Origin of the sequence: Olivibacter sp. CPCC 100613 (assembly GCF_036959255.1) — a bacterium.
Lineage (GTDB): Bacteria > Bacteroidota > Bacteroidia > Sphingobacteriales > Sphingobacteriaceae > Olivibacter.
In genome coordinates this window covers 171,305-186,568 of the sequence record NZ_JAWMTI010000008.1, presented here as the reverse complement: position 1 = coordinate 186,568, position 15,264 = coordinate 171,305, and the positions used below count along the sequence as shown (strand labels likewise).

The 15,264-nt window shown below is 39.4% G+C and carries 13 protein-coding genes; 5 read left to right on the top strand and 8 right to left on the bottom strand.

All coding sequences use genetic code 11. The features are described from left to right. Positions 1-13: 13 nt before the first annotated feature. Complete coding sequence (locus RYH73_RS21250; protein ID WP_335315498.1) at positions 14-1,039, top strand: N(4)-(beta-N-acetylglucosaminyl)-L-asparaginase; 1,026 nt, start codon at positions 14-16, stop codon at positions 1,037-1,039. 92 nt (positions 1,040-1,131) lie between these two features. Continuing rightward, positions 1,132-1,851 carry a copper homeostasis protein CutC gene (locus RYH73_RS21245; protein ID WP_335315497.1) on the top strand — a complete coding sequence of 240 codons (720 nt, stop codon included), beginning with the start codon at positions 1,132-1,134 and terminating at the stop codon, positions 1,849-1,851. Between the two features lie 40 nt (positions 1,852-1,891). Here RYH73_RS21245 and gap read toward each other — a convergent pair whose 3' ends face one another. From gap to pfkA, 3 genes are read right to left on the bottom strand one after another with little or no spacing between them, the layout of a single operon-like run. Next, positions 1,892-2,887 (bottom strand): type I glyceraldehyde-3-phosphate dehydrogenase, encoded by a 996-nt coding sequence (gap, locus tag RYH73_RS21240; RefSeq protein WP_335315496.1) that lies wholly within the window; start codon positions 2,885-2,887, stop codon positions 1,892-1,894. A gap of 5 nt (positions 2,888-2,892) precedes the next feature. Further along, positions 2,893-3,741 (bottom strand): hypothetical protein, encoded by an 849-nt coding sequence (locus tag RYH73_RS21235; protein WP_335315495.1) that lies wholly within the window; start codon positions 3,739-3,741, stop codon positions 2,893-2,895. Between the two features lie 9 nt (positions 3,742-3,750). Next, on the bottom strand, positions 3,751-4,737 hold the full coding sequence (gene pfkA, locus RYH73_RS21230) for a 6-phosphofructokinase (protein WP_335315494.1): 987 nt from the start codon (positions 4,735-4,737) through the stop codon (positions 3,751-3,753). A gap of 406 nt (positions 4,738-5,143) precedes the next feature. On the opposite strand from pfkA, the gene RYH73_RS21225 reads away from it, so the two are divergent. After that, complete coding sequence (locus RYH73_RS21225; RefSeq protein ID WP_335315493.1) at positions 5,144-5,839, top strand: NUDIX hydrolase; 696 nt, start codon at positions 5,144-5,146, stop codon at positions 5,837-5,839. Positions 5,840-5,890: 51 nt separating this feature from the next. Here RYH73_RS21225 and RYH73_RS21220 read toward each other — a convergent pair whose 3' ends face one another. After that, positions 5,891-6,745, bottom strand: coding sequence for an N-acetylglucosamine kinase (locus RYH73_RS21220; RefSeq protein ID WP_335315492.1), 855 nt, complete (start codon positions 6,743-6,745; stop codon positions 5,891-5,893). A 345-nt stretch (positions 6,746-7,090) separates the two neighbouring features. Between RYH73_RS21220 and RYH73_RS21215 the strand changes: the two genes are divergently transcribed. Next, positions 7,091-7,684 (top strand): riboflavin synthase, encoded by a 594-nt coding sequence (locus RYH73_RS21215; protein ID WP_335315491.1) that lies wholly within the window; start codon positions 7,091-7,093, stop codon positions 7,682-7,684. A 95-nt stretch (positions 7,685-7,779) separates the two neighbouring features. Here RYH73_RS21215 and RYH73_RS21210 read toward each other — a convergent pair whose 3' ends face one another. After that, on the bottom strand, positions 7,780-9,123 hold the full coding sequence (locus tag RYH73_RS21210) for an MFS transporter (protein ID WP_335315490.1): 1,344 nt from the start codon (positions 9,121-9,123) through the stop codon (positions 7,780-7,782). A gap of 24 nt (positions 9,124-9,147) precedes the next feature. Next, positions 9,148-10,185: a LacI family DNA-binding transcriptional regulator gene (locus RYH73_RS21205; RefSeq protein WP_335315489.1), complete on the bottom strand. Its 1,038-nt coding sequence runs from the start codon at positions 10,183-10,185 to the stop codon at positions 9,148-9,150. A gap of 160 nt (positions 10,186-10,345) precedes the next feature. Between RYH73_RS21205 and RYH73_RS21200 the strand changes: the two genes are divergently transcribed. Next, positions 10,346-10,639 (top strand): hypothetical protein, encoded by a 294-nt coding sequence (locus RYH73_RS21200; RefSeq protein ID WP_335315488.1) that lies wholly within the window; start codon positions 10,346-10,348, stop codon positions 10,637-10,639. Positions 10,640-10,682: 43 nt separating this feature from the next. On the opposite strand, the gene RYH73_RS21195 is transcribed toward RYH73_RS21200, so the two are convergent. Together RYH73_RS21195 and RYH73_RS21190 are read right to left on the bottom strand one after the other, a co-directional pair. After that, positions 10,683-12,197, bottom strand: a complete 1,515-nt coding sequence (locus RYH73_RS21195; RefSeq protein ID WP_335315487.1) for a RagB/SusD family nutrient uptake outer membrane protein — start codon at positions 12,195-12,197, stop codon at positions 10,683-10,685. Between the two features lie 16 nt (positions 12,198-12,213). Further along, on the bottom strand, positions 12,214-15,213 hold the full coding sequence (locus RYH73_RS21190; protein ID WP_335315486.1) for a SusC/RagA family TonB-linked outer membrane protein: 3,000 nt from the start codon (positions 15,211-15,213) through the stop codon (positions 12,214-12,216). Between the last annotated feature and the right edge of the window lie 51 nt (positions 15,214-15,264).

Below are 15,264 nucleotides of genomic sequence, written 5' to 3'. Positions count from 1 at the left end.
AAACAGCACAAGCATGATTAATCGGAGAAAATTCATTCATCAAGGCATTATTGGAACAGTTGCTTTGGGCATCGCAAATGAAACATATGGTAGTCAGCGTTCTAAGATCCTCACGGCGAAATTGGCTCGACCTATTGTTGTCTCTACCTGGGATTTCGGAGTTGCTGCAAATCAAGCAGCATGGAAAATATTAAAAAAGGGTGGCCGTGCTCTAGACGCGGTAGAGGCCGGTGTGAAGGTACCAGAAGCTGATCTCAAGAATGTTACCGTTGGTAAAGGAGGTTATCCGGATCGCGACGGACATGTCACTTTAGATGCGTGTATTATGGATGAGCAGGGAAACTGCGGGGCAGTACTCGCGATGGAGCATATTACACACGCCATTTCAGTAGCCCGATTGGTGATGGAAAAAACACCCCACGTAATGCTTGCGGGTGACGGTGCCCTTCAATTCGCATTGGAAAATGGATTTCAAAAGGAAAACCTGTTAACAAAAGAATCAGAAAACGCGTGGAAGGAATGGTTGAAAAAAGCCGAATATAAACCGATCATGAATATAGAAAATCAGCACTTCTCACCTAACAAACTACCCGGAAATCAATACAATCACGACACAATAGGTATGCTAGCTTTGGATAGTCAAGGCAATTTTAGTGGTGCCTGTACCACCAGTGGAATGGCTTTTAAAATGCATGGTCGAGTGGGTGACAGTCCCATTATTGGGGCTGGATTGTATGTAGATAATGAAATTGGAGCCGCCACTTCCACAGGTGTTGGTGAAGAAGTAGTTAGAACAGTGGGAAGTTTTTTGGTTGTTGAATTAATGCGTCAGGGCTATTCACCTGAAGAAGCTTGTAAAGAAGCTGTACAGCGAATAGTTAAGAAAAAACCAGAAAAGGCAAAGGAAATCCAAGTCGGATTTTTGGCTATGAATAAACAAGGTGAATATGGAGCTTACGCACTACAACAAGGCTTCTCCTTCGCTGTATGTAATGAAGAGCGGCAAGATCTGCTGATTAAAGGGAAAAGTATATATTAAATACATGTGTTGAAAGTTAAGAACTGCAATCACGTTTCTTACAAAGAACCGACAAGAAGTAACCAGTAACGAATAACTAAGAGCAAATACCGATGATACTCGAAATATGTGCAAATTCACTTGCGTCAGCTTTAGCCGCTCAAAACGGGGGCGCGCAACGTATAGAGCTTTGCGAGAATTTAAACGAGGGTGGAACGACACCTTCTTATGGGACAATAATAAGCGTTCGTAAACAACTTGACATAAAAGTATATGTACTAATCCGACCACGATCGGGAGATTTTTTTTATTCTGATGACGAGTTCTCCGTTATGAAAGAAGATATCAAAATCTGCAAAAAACTTGGTTGTGACGGTGTGGTCATTGGCTTATTGGATCAATATGGAAATGTCGATACTAAACGAACAAAGGAACTTGTCAATCTAGCGAACCCGATGGGAGTCACATTCCATAGAGCTTTCGATTGCAGCAACGATGGTTTGAAAGCATTAGAGGACATTATCAATTGTGGTTGCGAGCGTATACTTACGTCAGGCATGCATAATACAGCGATAGAAGGCAGTTCTTTTCTAAAGGTTTTGGTTGACAGATCGGCAGGTAGAATAAATATTATGCCTGGTTCAGGCATCAACGAGCAGAATATTCTTATATTGAAGGAAACAACCAGCGCCAAAGAATATCATCTATCTGCAAAAACACCCATTGAAAGCAAGATGATTTACCACAATCCGGCCATAGCTAATATGGGTAATGTGGTTGAAGTAAGCAACGAAAATAAAATCCGTCGAATTGTTGACTTACTGAATCGTTAAGATTAGCTAATTAGCCAATTGGCTAATTAGCTAATTAACCTTACAGTTTACCAATTTCTTGAACCAAGTCAATCAATTTATTTGAGTAACCCCATTCGTTATCATACCAAGAAACTACTTTCACGAAATTATCATTCAAAGCAATACCTGCTTTCGCATCGAAAATAGACGTTCTGGCATCGCCTTTAAAATCTTCTGAAACTACGTCTTCTTCTGTGTATCCTAGAATACCTTTCAACTCACCCTCCGAAGCGTCTTTGAATGCCTGTTTAATTTCTTCGTATGTAGCAGGTTTTTCTAAGCGAGCTGTCAAATCCACAACAGATACATCAGGAACCGGAACACGGAAAGACATACCTGTTAATTTACCTTTAATAGATGGGATAACCAAGCCTACCGCTTTAGCAGCACCGGTAGAAGAGGGGATAATATTCTGATAAGCACCGCGACCGCCTCTCCAATCTTTTACAGAAGGACCATCAACTGTCTTTTGCGTAGCAGTAACAGCATGAACTGTACTCATTAAGCCTTCAGCAATACCCCATTTATCATGCAACACTTTAACAAGCGGAGCTAAACAGTTAGTGGTACAGGACGCATTTGAAACGATATGCTGATCTGCTTTTAATTCTTTATGATTTACACCCATTACAAAAGTAGGCGTATCGTCTTTAGCTGGTGCTGACATCACTACTTTCTTTGCTCCCGCATCAATATGCTTTTGAGCACTTTCCTGAGTAAGAAACAAACCGGTTGATTCAACAATGACTTCAGCACCAACATCGCCCCATTTCAAGTTTGCAGGATCTTTTTCAGCTGTTACACGAATGGTCTTTCCATTAACGATCAAATTTCCGTCTTTCGCTTCTACAGTTCCATCAAAACGACCATGTGTAGAATCGTATTTTAACATATAAGCCATGTATTCCGGATCAACCAGATCATTGATACCAACAACTTCGATACCTTCACGATTGATAGCAGCCCTAAATGCAAGACGTCCTATACGTCCAAATCCATTAATTCCAATTTTCATTTTAACTAATTTTTATTTAAATAATAATTTAAAAGATTGTGAATTGGCTCTTTGATAACAACCCCAACCTCCATATCATGGTCATTGGCGGCTTGCCTTAACCAAGGCTCATAACCGGCAGCCACACTTCCGGTAAAATTTATTTTCGGATAATGATACTTTTCCTTTAATGGGACAAAATAGGTTTCAAACAACAAGCTGAAACCTTCCATTACCATATTATGAACGAACTCATGATCTTTTTGTTCTGCAACAAAGTCTGCAAAAGAACTTAAAAACAATGCGGCATTTGGATTTCTATATACCTTGTCCATAATTTGCTTCCGATCCAACGGATAGTAGCTGGTAAATTTGTTCTCAAGATCAATAGGTAGTGTTTCCGACAAATAATTTCGCAGCAGATATCTTCCCATCCAATTGGCCGAACCTTCATCCGCCAAGATATACCCTAAGCCATAATTAGTGTCATAAATTCTTTTGCCATCGTAATAGGCTGCGTTTGAGCCACTGCCCAGAATACCGACAAGCGCTTGCTCATTGCCTCCAGTCGCAAGTGCAGCTGCCAGCATGTCGTGCTCAACAAGAATTTTGCTGTAGCGGAAAAACTCCTTAAAAGCATTATAAACAGTCTCCTTTCGTTCATCAGAAGAAGCGCCCGCGCCAAAGAAATAAATCTTCTTAATTTTCTCGGCATAGTTTATTAAACTGTTGTTTTTGTTCAAAACCTGACCGATGTACCGCTCATCATTATGATAAGGATTGATTCCCATAGTTTTAAATCCGGCAATTACTTTCCCCTTTTCAGCTAACCGCCAATCTGCAAACCTTGAGCCACTATAAACAACAGCAATCATTTCAATCGATTAAATGGCTAAAACATTCATCATTTCAATCATATCGTCCGCCAATTTAAATTCCTTACTTCGGAGCGCCACTTCTAACGGAGTCGTTACAATATCGTTTCCACGCAAGCCTACCATGATTCTTGTTTCACCTCGCAACAATCGTTTTACTGCTCCAAAACCCAATCTGCTCGCCAATACTCTGTCAAAGCTGCTAGGTGACCCTCCTCTTTGCAAATGACCTAAAATCGTCACTTTAGCATCATAAAAATCAAATTTTTCCTGAACCCTTTTAGCTACATTATATGCACCACCATTTTTATCACCCTCTGCAACAATAACGATAGTAGACGTCTTCTTGTCTTTTGCGGCATTTTCCAATTTTTGGATAAGTTCGTCAATACCCGTTTCCTTTTCGGGTAGTAGAATTGCTTCAGCACCTCCTGCTATACCACAATTCAATGCAATACAACCGGAATCCCGCCCCATAACTTCAATAAAAAACAGACGATCATGAGAAGCCGCCGTATCACGAATCTTATCAATCGCATCAATTACCGTATTGTTAGCCGTATCGTATCCCAATGTAAAATCTGATCCATATAAATCGTTATCTATTGTACCCGGAACCCCCACTACCGGAATATCGTATTCTCTTGAAAATACCTCGGCCCCTGTAAAAGTCCCATCACCTCCAATAGCAACCAAAGCGTCTATTCCCTGTGCTGTTATATTGTCATAGGCTTTCTTACGTCCTTCAGGTGTTCTGAAATCCAAGCAACGAGCCGTCTTTAATATAGTTCCGCCCAATTGAAGAATATTACTGACTGAACGACTATTCATATCGATGATATTACCATCGATCATTCCCTGATATCCATGTAATATACCACTTACCTTCTTACCTTCATAAATGGCGGTACGAACTACCGCCCGAATACATGCGTTCATCCCTGGAGCATCTCCCCCTGAAGTAAATACGCCTATACGTTTGATTGAATTGTTCACTGTAAAATATCTATATAGGTTTCACTTGAATTTAACTTTCATTATGAACTGAAGAAACACCTCAGCAGTGCTTAGTAAAATATAGCGTCAGCTTGCATATTAGGTTGCTCCACTTCACATCTAAAGCACGAATATAAGGTGTATTTCTTACACTATTGCTATTTATTTGTATTTTTTTTTACTTTTTTTGAACCTCTTTACATTCCCTTATACAAACGTTCTAAAAATACAAAAAAACGAACTAGATCGGGACAAGTTTTTTGCTTTTGTAGTTTTCTTCCATAACTTTGACTTTATTTGCCTAAAGTAAGTAGCGTTTTGAAATTAGCAAACTATTGCTGAATTTTATAAGCGACTATCGAAACTGATAATTGAATATTTTAATTGAACCTTAAAAAACAAAATTTTGCAATCAAACTTACCACATCTACAATCTATATTTACGGCTGACTGTGTTATTTTTGGTTTTAACGAAGGTGAGCTGAAGGTCCTTTTAATTGAAAGAAATGAGTATCCTTTCAAAGATTGGTGGGGACTGCCCGGTTTTTTTGTTGAACACAATGAAACCATCGATGATGCTGTGAAACGTATTTTACTTGAACATACCGGGTTAAAGGGAATTTATATGGAGCAGCTCTATACCTTTGGTGACCTAAAAAGGCATCCTCAAGGAAGAATTATTACGGTGGCCTATTATGCAATGTTGCGGCTGGAGGCTGTTAATATCAATCCGAAACCGTCTACCAATTATGTAAGAAAAGCACAATGGCATCCGTTAAATAACTTACCGGAACTTGCTTTTGATCACCGAAATATTATAGAAAAAAGTATCGAAAAAATACGGCGTAAAGTAAGCCACAGCCCGATAGCTTTTGAGTTGCTTCCAGAGAAATTTACACTCACCCAACTGCAGCAGCTTTATGAGGCTATCTGGGATAAAAAGTTGGATAAAAGAAACTTTAGAAAGAAAATGCTTAAATACAACGTCCTGAAAGAATTGGATGAGAAACAAAAAGGAGTATCTTATCGCGCTGCAAAATTGTACAAGTTTGATAAGCGCAAATACAATAAGATCTTTAAGAATGAGCTAAATTTCTCTTAAATAAAAAGGGGTGATTAGCAACCACCCCTTTTTTGTAATTAGTCAATATTTTTAAGCATTGATTTTTTCTTGATGAAATTTCACCAGGTCATCGATAGGTGAACGTACAATCCTACCGAATTCCATACCATATTCATGTGCCGTTTCCTCTAGTACATTTCTGAAATTATAAGCTACGGAACCAATACAGTTGAATGAATAGTTCTGATATTCTGGATAATGAACCACCAAGTTCTTAAAGAAATCTTCAAAGGAGCTTTTAACCAAGCCTCTTGAATATTCGATATTAATCATAATATCATAAACGAATTTACTAAAACTCGCGCAAAACCGGTTCGCTAAAGGTTTCGTGTAAACAGCGTCCATAACATCATCAGGTGTGAGTTTGAATGTTTCCCAGAAAACCTCTCTTACGTCAGCAGGCATATAACCTCGCACATAATCTGTCAGTAGTTTTTTTCCAATGTAGCAACCACTACCCTCGTCGCCTAAGATATATGCCGCCGAATCAATATTCTGAATAATGTCTTTCCCGTCGTAGATACAGGTATTGGTACCTGTCCCTAAAATGGCTGCAAAACCGGCTTTATCTTTTAACAAAGCTCTGGCGGCTGCCAACAAATCGTGTCCTACAAATACCTCCGATTGACTAAATACTTGTTTGATAGCCATTGCAACAATAGCTGCTTTTTCTTCATTGTGAACCCCCGCACCGTAATAGTTGACCTCCTTTACCTCACCAAATGGCAAATCTTTTGGAAGTCCTTTTTTCAAAGAACTTACAATGTAATCGCTCGATACAAAATAAGGATTGTACCCTTCAGTGTTGAAATAGATTTTTTTACCGGAGTCATTGATCAGGCACCAATTCGTTTTGGTTGAACCGCCATCTGCAATAATGATCATGTTATTGGTTTTAGTTAATATTGATTTATATCATTTTCTAATTTAAAAAATTCCCTTTTTAGCTAGCGTTCAAAACCATTCTACGCCGCAAAACCTGAAAATCGTGGCACAAAATACACCTTTCAGGATATTATTACAAATAAATACAAAAAAATTAATACACAATTTTACTATACCATATTTAAAAATAGTTTAAAAACACAACTTAATACACCAATAAGTAAGTTTTTAGTTTTCAATATTTTATCCAATATATAGTGTACTTTTTACAATTAGTCATCTCTTTAGGTGCAATAGTTTTAGGATTTCGAACGGAAACGTACCTTTGTTAAAAAAATCGAAGACATGTTTACAGGTATAATCGAAACGCTGGGAATTATAAAAAATATAAAACGGGAAAATACAAACTTACATTTAACGATAGCCTCCAATATTTCCGATGATTTAAAAATTGATCAAAGTGTTTCTCATAACGGAGTTTGCCTAACTGTAGTAGCCTTAAATCCCGGTCAGCATACGGTAACCGCAATTCAGGAAACTTTAATGAAAAGTAACCTCGATAAGCTAGAAGTGGGAGACAAATTAAATTTAGAACGGTGTACGATGGTTGGAAGTCGCTTAGACGGCCATATTGTTCAGGGTCATGTTGATCAAACCGCTGTCTGTACCGAAATTAAGGATGAAAACGGTAGTTGGTTATACACCTTCCAATACGATTCGTCGATCGGAAATATCACGGTAGAAAAAGGCTCTATAGCTGTAAATGGTATCAGTTTAACGGTAGTAGATTCAAGAAAAGATACCTTCTCGGTAGCGATCATACCCTATACTTTCGATCACACCGCTATGCATACACTAAAAGTAGGAAATCAGGTAAATCTGGAATTTGACATCGTTGGGAAGTATGTAACAAAACTGGTCGCATTAGGAAGGCTTTAAGGTTCCTATCTAAAGCATTTAATTGAAAACGATCCTATTTTCTAAAAACGATTGACCTTTGGGAAGTCTATATCACGAGTTGCTGGTCACTCGTATTAACCTGTTTGCCTATTTTTAACTTTTAAGGTCAAAATAGCCGCTAAGAGCATAAAAAACCCCGCCATTAGGAGCGCGTATATGGCTTGCCCATTAAATAAATATTTTACGATGTAGCCGCTGAATAGTCCACTTATGATCTGGGGAAAGGTGATAAAGAAATTAAAGATTCCCATATATAGGCCCATTCTTCCAGCTGGCAGATCTACGGATAAAATAGCATAGGGCATCGATAGTATGCTGGCCCATGCGATGCCAACGCCTATCATAGGCAAAATCAAAAGATAGGGACTGTGGATAAAGAATACGGACAAAAGTGCCAATCCGCCTAAAGCAAGAGATATCGCATGTGCTGCATGTTGTCCAATTCGTTGTACTATTTTCGGTAAAAGTAATGCATAGAGTGCGGAAATAGCATTGTAGACGCCAAACAGCACACCTACCCAGTTACCAGCATCTGCAAAAGTTGACGATGATGAATCTTCGGGTGTTACACCATATACATGTTCTGCTACAGCTGGTGTCGTGTAAACCCACATGGAAAACAGCGCAAACCATGAAAAGAATTGTACGATACCTAATTGCTTCATCGTATCGGGCATCTCCTTTAAAACATCCCTAAAAGTAGATCTACGGCTAGTCTCTAATTCGATGACCTTACGCTCAGCTTCATCAAAGGCGTCCAGTTCCTTTGGGGTATATTCTTTTGTCGTCACAATCGTCCATAATATACTAATTACGAGAACGAATGCCCCAATATAAAACGAGTAAATCACGTTATCGGGAACATGCCCCTTATTTGCTTGTTTAGAAATATCGAAAAACTCGGCCAATGTATAAGGCAACCAAGAACCAACGACGGCTCCTATTCCTATTAAAAAGGTTTGTATAGAGAACCCTTTACTTCGCTGCCTATGCGGTAAATTATCTGCTATTAGTGCTCTAAAAGGCTCCATAGTCACATTAATCGATGCGTCCATCATCATCAGTATGCCCGCTCCGATCGCCAATGGTGGCAAAATCGACGTCAAAAGTCCAGCATTTGGCATCAGACATAAAGCGATGGCTGTCAAGATGGCGCCGGTGAGAAAATAGGGCCGCCTTCTTCCCAATCTATTCCAGGTTCGATCACTATAATAACCAATAAGCGGTTGTATAATCATACCCGTTATAGGAGCCGCCAGCCAAAATAAAGAAAGATGTTCTATATTCGCTCCAAAAGTCTCGAGGATTCTGGAAGCATTTCCGTTTTGCAGTGCAAATCCTATTTGGATTCCCAAAAAGCCCAAACTCATGTTAAGAATTTGCGAGGTACGCAGGTTCGGTTTCGTCAGTTGATTCATGCCAGGCTTGGACTAATTAAATAGTCAAGTTTCCGTATTGTCATCAAATATCCTTTTTTCTGTTGATATTCTGGGTATAATACTCGAAGAAAGCTGGATTTGCTGTTTTTTTGTAATTGTCTGTTTGTTATGCAATGCTTCAAATAAAATTTCAGCCGCGCGTGCCCCCATCTCAAAAGCGGGTTGATTCACGGTGCTTAAGGGAGGATTTAATACATCAGCAATTTCTAAACATGAAAAACAGATAAGCTTAATATCCATCGGAATATCGAGCTTTGCATCTACGCAATATCGCAGCATAGCCATAGCTAAGCGCTCGACGGAAGCAAATACCCCATCGGGTTTCGTCTTTTCGAACAACCTTTTAATGGCTTTGTATATTTCATCTCTGTCATTGGTACATTCAACAATCAAGTTATCGTCTAAAGTTAAGTCAGCATCCTTTAATGCGTCTAAATAACCCTGCATTCTGGTTTTTCCAATAGATATGCTTTTATTTACGACTAAATAAGCGATACGTTTACAGCCATTCGCTACCAAATGTTGTGTTGCCTCATAACTACTATCATAATCATTCCCTGTAACGCAGGTCGCCTCCACATCTTCATAGCAACGGTCAAAGAAAACCAGTGGAATTCCTTTTTCCCTTAACAGGTTCAAGTGGCTGTGTTTTAACCCCTCGCCCGAAGCTGACATGACAACCCCTTCTACCCTGCCATTACATAAAGACCGAATGAAGCTTGCTTCCTGCTCAACATCATCTTCCGTAACGTAAATTAAAGTATGATAACCATTATACCTTGCCTGCTTTTCAATACCTTTGATTGCCTGAGAGAAAAAATTATTTCCAAACTCAGGAATAATAATAGCAATCGTTTTACTTTTCGAATCTCTCAAATTGCTCGCATATAAGTTAGGGGAATAACCTAGCTCATCGGCCATACGTAAAATTCTTTCTTTAGTAAGTGGATTTATATCACTGTTATTTCGAAAAGCCCTCGAAATAGTTGATGTAGATAAACCTAAAGCAGCCGCTAGTTTTTTAATATTTATTTGGCTCATAATTTCATTAACAATAGTGCAAATAAAGTTGTTCGCTATTCCAAAATCACCTATTATTCCAACATATTAACCATAATTTAAATTTAGCTCACAACAAATTCCACAAACAATCAATTTTGTCTCTTGTTAATATTTCAGGTAAAACAAGAGAATAAGAAATATGGATAAACTAAAAAAGTTCGAATTGATGGAAAAGATTATCCGTCAATTGGAAGATTTGCGAAATAGTCAACAAGCTATTCTAGAAAAAATCAGCAACATTGAAGTGGAAAATATTGAAGTGGACGACAAAAGCCTTGAAAAAGTTCTTCCGGAAGTTCATCAACGTACAGCAGAAAACCTGGATACGCTAACGAGTTTAACAGAAGAATTCATTTCAAGAACCAGTGATTTCGGTGAAAAAAATAATGTGGCCAAATTAAAGGAACAGCAAGAAATCAACAATACCAAATAGATAAATTAAATTCATGCCGGGCAAAGGTTGCCCGGCATGAATGTTAATATCCTGGATTCTGCGTATAATTTGGATTTCCCAATTGATTCAAAGGAATTGGGAACAGCAGGTTCTTAGCGTCTGAAGCAGGTTTCTCTTGCCATTCTTCTAAGAATTTCCCAAAACGAATTAAATCAGTTCTTCTATGTCCTTCCCAGAAAAATTCCCGCCCTAGTTCATCGAGCAATGACTGTTCGTTAAGTTCTGAAAGGCTGCTGGCACCTCTTTTCACTCTTACTTGGTTCACCAAATTCAAAGCCTCGCCAGCTTGTCCCAGCCTTAAGAGCGCCTCTGCCTTCATTAATAAAACATCAGAATAGCGATAAAAGACCCAATCATTGTTAAGTAAGCTTGTGGAACCGTTCGCATAATCAATAGGATATTTAATAACACGTATACCCGCTACTTCCAAGTGGTTTTGATCTCTTTCGATGATACTCACTTCTGGGGTAAAGGCTAAAGGATTTCCTCTACGATCTGTCAAATTTTCACCATTTTGATTTACCTGTTGTCCTACCAAAAAACCTACACGCACCCCACTGACGTTGGTCACGCCTGGATATTCACCACCTCTACGAACATCATTTTCTTCAAATTTATTATAAAAATCAGATAGTGTACAGAAACCATTATTACCTCGAGGATTTTGATTGTAATGCAGGGTTGCAACCCACATATTGGTCATACCTGTTGCAGCATCTTCACCACCTCTGTTTTCACCCGTAAAGATATTCTCTGTTGTCGATTGCCCATTATTCGGTGCGAAATTTAGATAATAATCATCTATAAGGCTGTATTTTCCGCTATTAATGATTTCATCCGCTAGCCTAACCACTTCCTGCATATCTTCATTCGCAAAGGTGGGCGACTGTCGGTTTAAAAAAGCACCTTTATTTAGATGAATGTTCATCAGAAGCATTCTAGCTGCGTCTGGAGTAGCGCGATCAGCACGACTTGTTGGTAAATTTTCCATCACTTCACTAACCTCCGAAATCAAATAATCAATTTCTTCTTGTGCATTTCTAACTTTCGGAGGTTGAGTTACGTCTTCACCCGCTTCCCGATAAGGAACTTGTCCCCAACCATCTAGCACAGAGTATTCAGCAAACGCTCTAAGAAATCTAGCCTGCGCTTCCTGTTCAGCATTTGGACTATATTGGAGTACATCGGTGGACACATAGCTTACACTTAATAAGTCTCTAAAAACAGTATGTATACGCGTATGATCAGATTCCCAACGGTGTAAATGCAAAGCGCGCCAGGCGCCGTTATCATCCCAGTCCCCCCCTCGGGTTGGAACTATTGCTTCGTCTGTCGGAAACTCCTGAAGAGCCCACCAACCGTAAGGGCCATAATATGGATTACGCATGGCGATATATGCTGCATTTAATAGCGCTGGAACGTTTTCGCTTCCAACACCGCCCGATCCAACCTGCCCGTTTAGATCCTCATCTAATTTCGTACATCCAGTAAATGCCATTAATGCAATTAAAAGGATTCCTATATATTTATTGCTCATGATACTTCTTCTAATTTTATAATGAAAAGTTGACACCCAAATTGAAAGTTCTTGCAGGAGGATAAGTTACATTGTCAATTCCTGCAGAAGGCACATTACTCACCGCTTTACTAACATTCACTTCAGGATCGAATCCTTTGTATTTGGTGATCACGAATAAATTTTGTCCATTTACAAATACGCTTAAGTTTTTAATTGAATTGCCAATATCACCTACTCGATAATTAAGTGTCGCATTGGCTAATTTTAAGTAACTTCCATTTTCGATATATCGAGACGAAGCGGCAATTGGGTTAGCAGGTGATTCTAAAATTGAAGAAGCAACAAGTTCGGTAGCTATATTTCTAGTCCCTAAATTGGAGATAGGCAACACCGCATTAGCGGTATTATTGTAGATATCCTGCCCGAATGCGCCGTTCAAATTAGCTGTAAATGAAAACTTCTTATAATCGATGGCTGTACTAATCCCTAATAATACTTTTGGATTCGGATTACCCACACGATAAAATACAAAACCATCATCTGTATATTTCGAAAATCCATTTTCATCCAACCCAAGATACTCTCGGGTTACCATCGCAAACAGTGGGTAATTGTCCTGAATTACCTCTACCGTAACGTCACTTAACCCTTGACCGCTTAAACTACCTGTACGGATAATCGTATTGTCTAAGTCCTGCACTTTATTATTGACGAATGTTGCGTTAGCCCCTAAATCCCAGCGAAAGTCGTCGTTTTCAACAATAATACCGTTTAAATTTAACTCAAGGCCTTTATTTACTACCTGTCCAGGTAAGTTTATCCATGTTACCGAGGCATCGGCAGCAGCAGGATAGAAAGGTATTTGAGGGAATAATAAATCGGTAGTCTTTTTATAAAAATAGTCAACAGAACCACTTAACCTTCCATTAAACAGGCCGAAGTCTGTACCCACATTAATTTGCTCGTCAGATTGCCAACGTAAATTAGGGTTTTCATTATTGACTGCGATTATCTTTTGCTCACCTCCTTGGAAACCATAAGAATATCTACGCTGTGAAGATCCGGAAGGGAATTCTTGATTACCTGTTTTTCCCCATCCTGCTCTCAGCTTCAATTGACTTAACCAGGTTGTATTTGCGAGAAAATCTTCATTTTTTAGGTTCCAGGCACCCGCAAATGAAGGAAATGTACCATATTTATTATTCTCACCGAATCGAGTCGATCCATCAACACGAACCGTGGCTGTTAGCAAGTAACGATCTTTAAAATTAAAGGTAGCTCGACCGAAATACGATTGAAGCTGTGTAGTCGGATCATTAAAGGAATTAAGTACTCTATTAGCAGGAGCAGTAGCCTGCATAACGTCTGTATAATCCACGGGTAAATCGCCAAATCCTTTTGCATTCATATCCGTTCCGCGATTGATGAAATCCATATATTCATAACCGATAACGGCATTTAGATTCAAATCACTTGCTATTTCCTTGTTAAAGGATAGCGTATGTGTGATTTGTTTCGTAATCAATTCATTATTTGCTACACTTGCGTAACCTCCTAGAAAATCATTCGCTGGATCTTCCAAAATACCAGGTATATTAATAAAACTTCTCGTAGACGAACGCCGTTCTCCTCTGCTATAGTTAACGCTTAACAACATTCGATACTCCAACCAGTCATTGAACTTATAGGAAGGAGATAAACTTGCTAGCACAGTTGTTACATTTGCTCGATCATTGTATGCCTCCGACATAGCCAAGGGATTGATAATATTTCCCTGCTCTATGACCAGACTACCGTCCGGGTTACGTAACGGACGAGTTGGATTCCAAGCTAAGGCATGCGTTAGCAAGCTGCCAGTAGCGCCTGCATCGGTTACAATAGGTGCAATATTTTCATTGTTTTGGCTAGCAATTAAATTGACGTCTAACCCCAACTTTTTACTTTTAAGCATTTTAAAGTTGCCATTAAAGGATCCCGTATAACGCTTAAACCCTGTTTTACGAACAATGCCTTGTTGATCCTGATAACCGAAAGACGCCCGATACTTATTGTCCGAATTCCCTCCGCTCAATGAAAGGCTATGGTTCTGGTTATAGGCGGTTCGTAATATGGCATCCAAGGCATCCACATTATCTCCAAAGTCTCCGGTTGTTAATCCATATTTGTTTAATGCATCCCGATACTGATTGCCATCAAGAATATCGATTTTTCTCATCAGATTGCTAATACCGCCCGACGAATTAACATCGACTTTCAAGCCTCCTTCCTGGCCTCGCTTTGTAGTAATTAAAACGACTCCATACGCAGCTCTTGAACCATATATGGCCGTTGCCGACGCATCTTTTAAAATTTCCATGGAAGCAATATCTGCCGGATTAATAAAGCTCAGAGGGTTCCCGGCAGGACTGGTACCGATACCGCCACTTTGACTTGGTCTGGCTGAACGTCCGTCTAAGGCTACACCATCTACAACATATAAGGGTTGACCTGTACCTGTAACAGCTGAATTACCACGAATGCGTACCGTAGTGGCACCACCTGGTTGACCACTATTATTAATCATTTGGACACCGGAAACCTTGCCCTGAATTAATTGGTCGGCAGCAACCAGCGGACCCTTGTTGAAATCCTTGGCGCCCACGGACGCAACAGCACCGGTCAAATCGCTTTTTCGCTGGGTACCATATCCCACAACAACAACCTCATCCAAGCCTTGCGCATCTGGCTGCATGGTAAAACTTACGGTAACCGCTTGCCCTGAAACAGTTACTGCTTTTTCTTGTGCTATATAACCCACAAAGGAGGCGACCAGCGTGTACCGGCCATTTGGAATATTAGCTATGCTAAAATTTCCATCAACGTTTGTACCAACTGATTTGTTCAGTTCTTTTATTTGTATAGAAGCACTAGGTAAAGGTTGATTGTTTTCATCTAAAACTTTTCCCGCTATACTACCGCTTTGTGCCATAGAAACGAGAGAGCTTAACATAAAAATGAAATACGCCAGACAACTGACAACATGATTCTTTTTCATTCGATTGGTTTTAATGGTTATAATGAAGCTCGTTTGGCCATATTTAAGGCC

Bases quoted from the DNA above. Each gene is read 5' to 3' on its own strand.
- RYH73_RS21250 (WP_335315498.1), top strand. From the start codon at position 14: ATGATTAATCGGAGAAAATTCATTCATCAAGGCATTATTGGAACAGTT.
- RYH73_RS21245 (WP_335315497.1), top strand. From the start codon at position 1,132: ATGATACTCGAAATATGTGCAAATTCACTTGCGTCAGCTTTAGCCGCT.
- gap (WP_335315496.1), bottom strand. From the start codon at position 2,887: ATGAAAATTGGAATTAATGGATTTGGACGTATAGGACGTCTTGCATTT.
- RYH73_RS21235 (WP_335315495.1), bottom strand. From the start codon at position 3,741: ATGATTGCTGTTGTTTATAGTGGCTCAAGGTTTGCAGATTGGCGGTTA.
- RYH73_RS21220 (WP_335315492.1), bottom strand. From the start codon at position 6,745: ATGATCATTATTGCAGATGGCGGTTCAACCAAAACGAATTGGTGCCTG.
- RYH73_RS21215 (WP_335315491.1), top strand. From the start codon at position 7,091: ATGTTTACAGGTATAATCGAAACGCTGGGAATTATAAAAAATATAAAA.
- RYH73_RS21210 (WP_335315490.1), bottom strand. From the start codon at position 9,123: ATGAATCAACTGACGAAACCGAACCTGCGTACCTCGCAAATTCTTAAC.
- RYH73_RS21205 (WP_335315489.1), bottom strand. From the start codon at position 10,185: ATGAGCCAAATAAATATTAAAAAACTAGCGGCTGCTTTAGGTTTATCT.
- RYH73_RS21200 (WP_335315488.1), top strand. From the start codon at position 10,346: ATGGATAAACTAAAAAAGTTCGAATTGATGGAAAAGATTATCCGTCAA.
- RYH73_RS21195 (WP_335315487.1), bottom strand. From the start codon at position 12,197: ATGAGCAATAAATATATAGGAATCCTTTTAATTGCATTAATGGCATTT.
- RYH73_RS21190 (WP_335315486.1), bottom strand. From the start codon at position 15,213: ATGAAAAAGAATCATGTTGTCAGTTGTCTGGCGTATTTCATTTTTATG.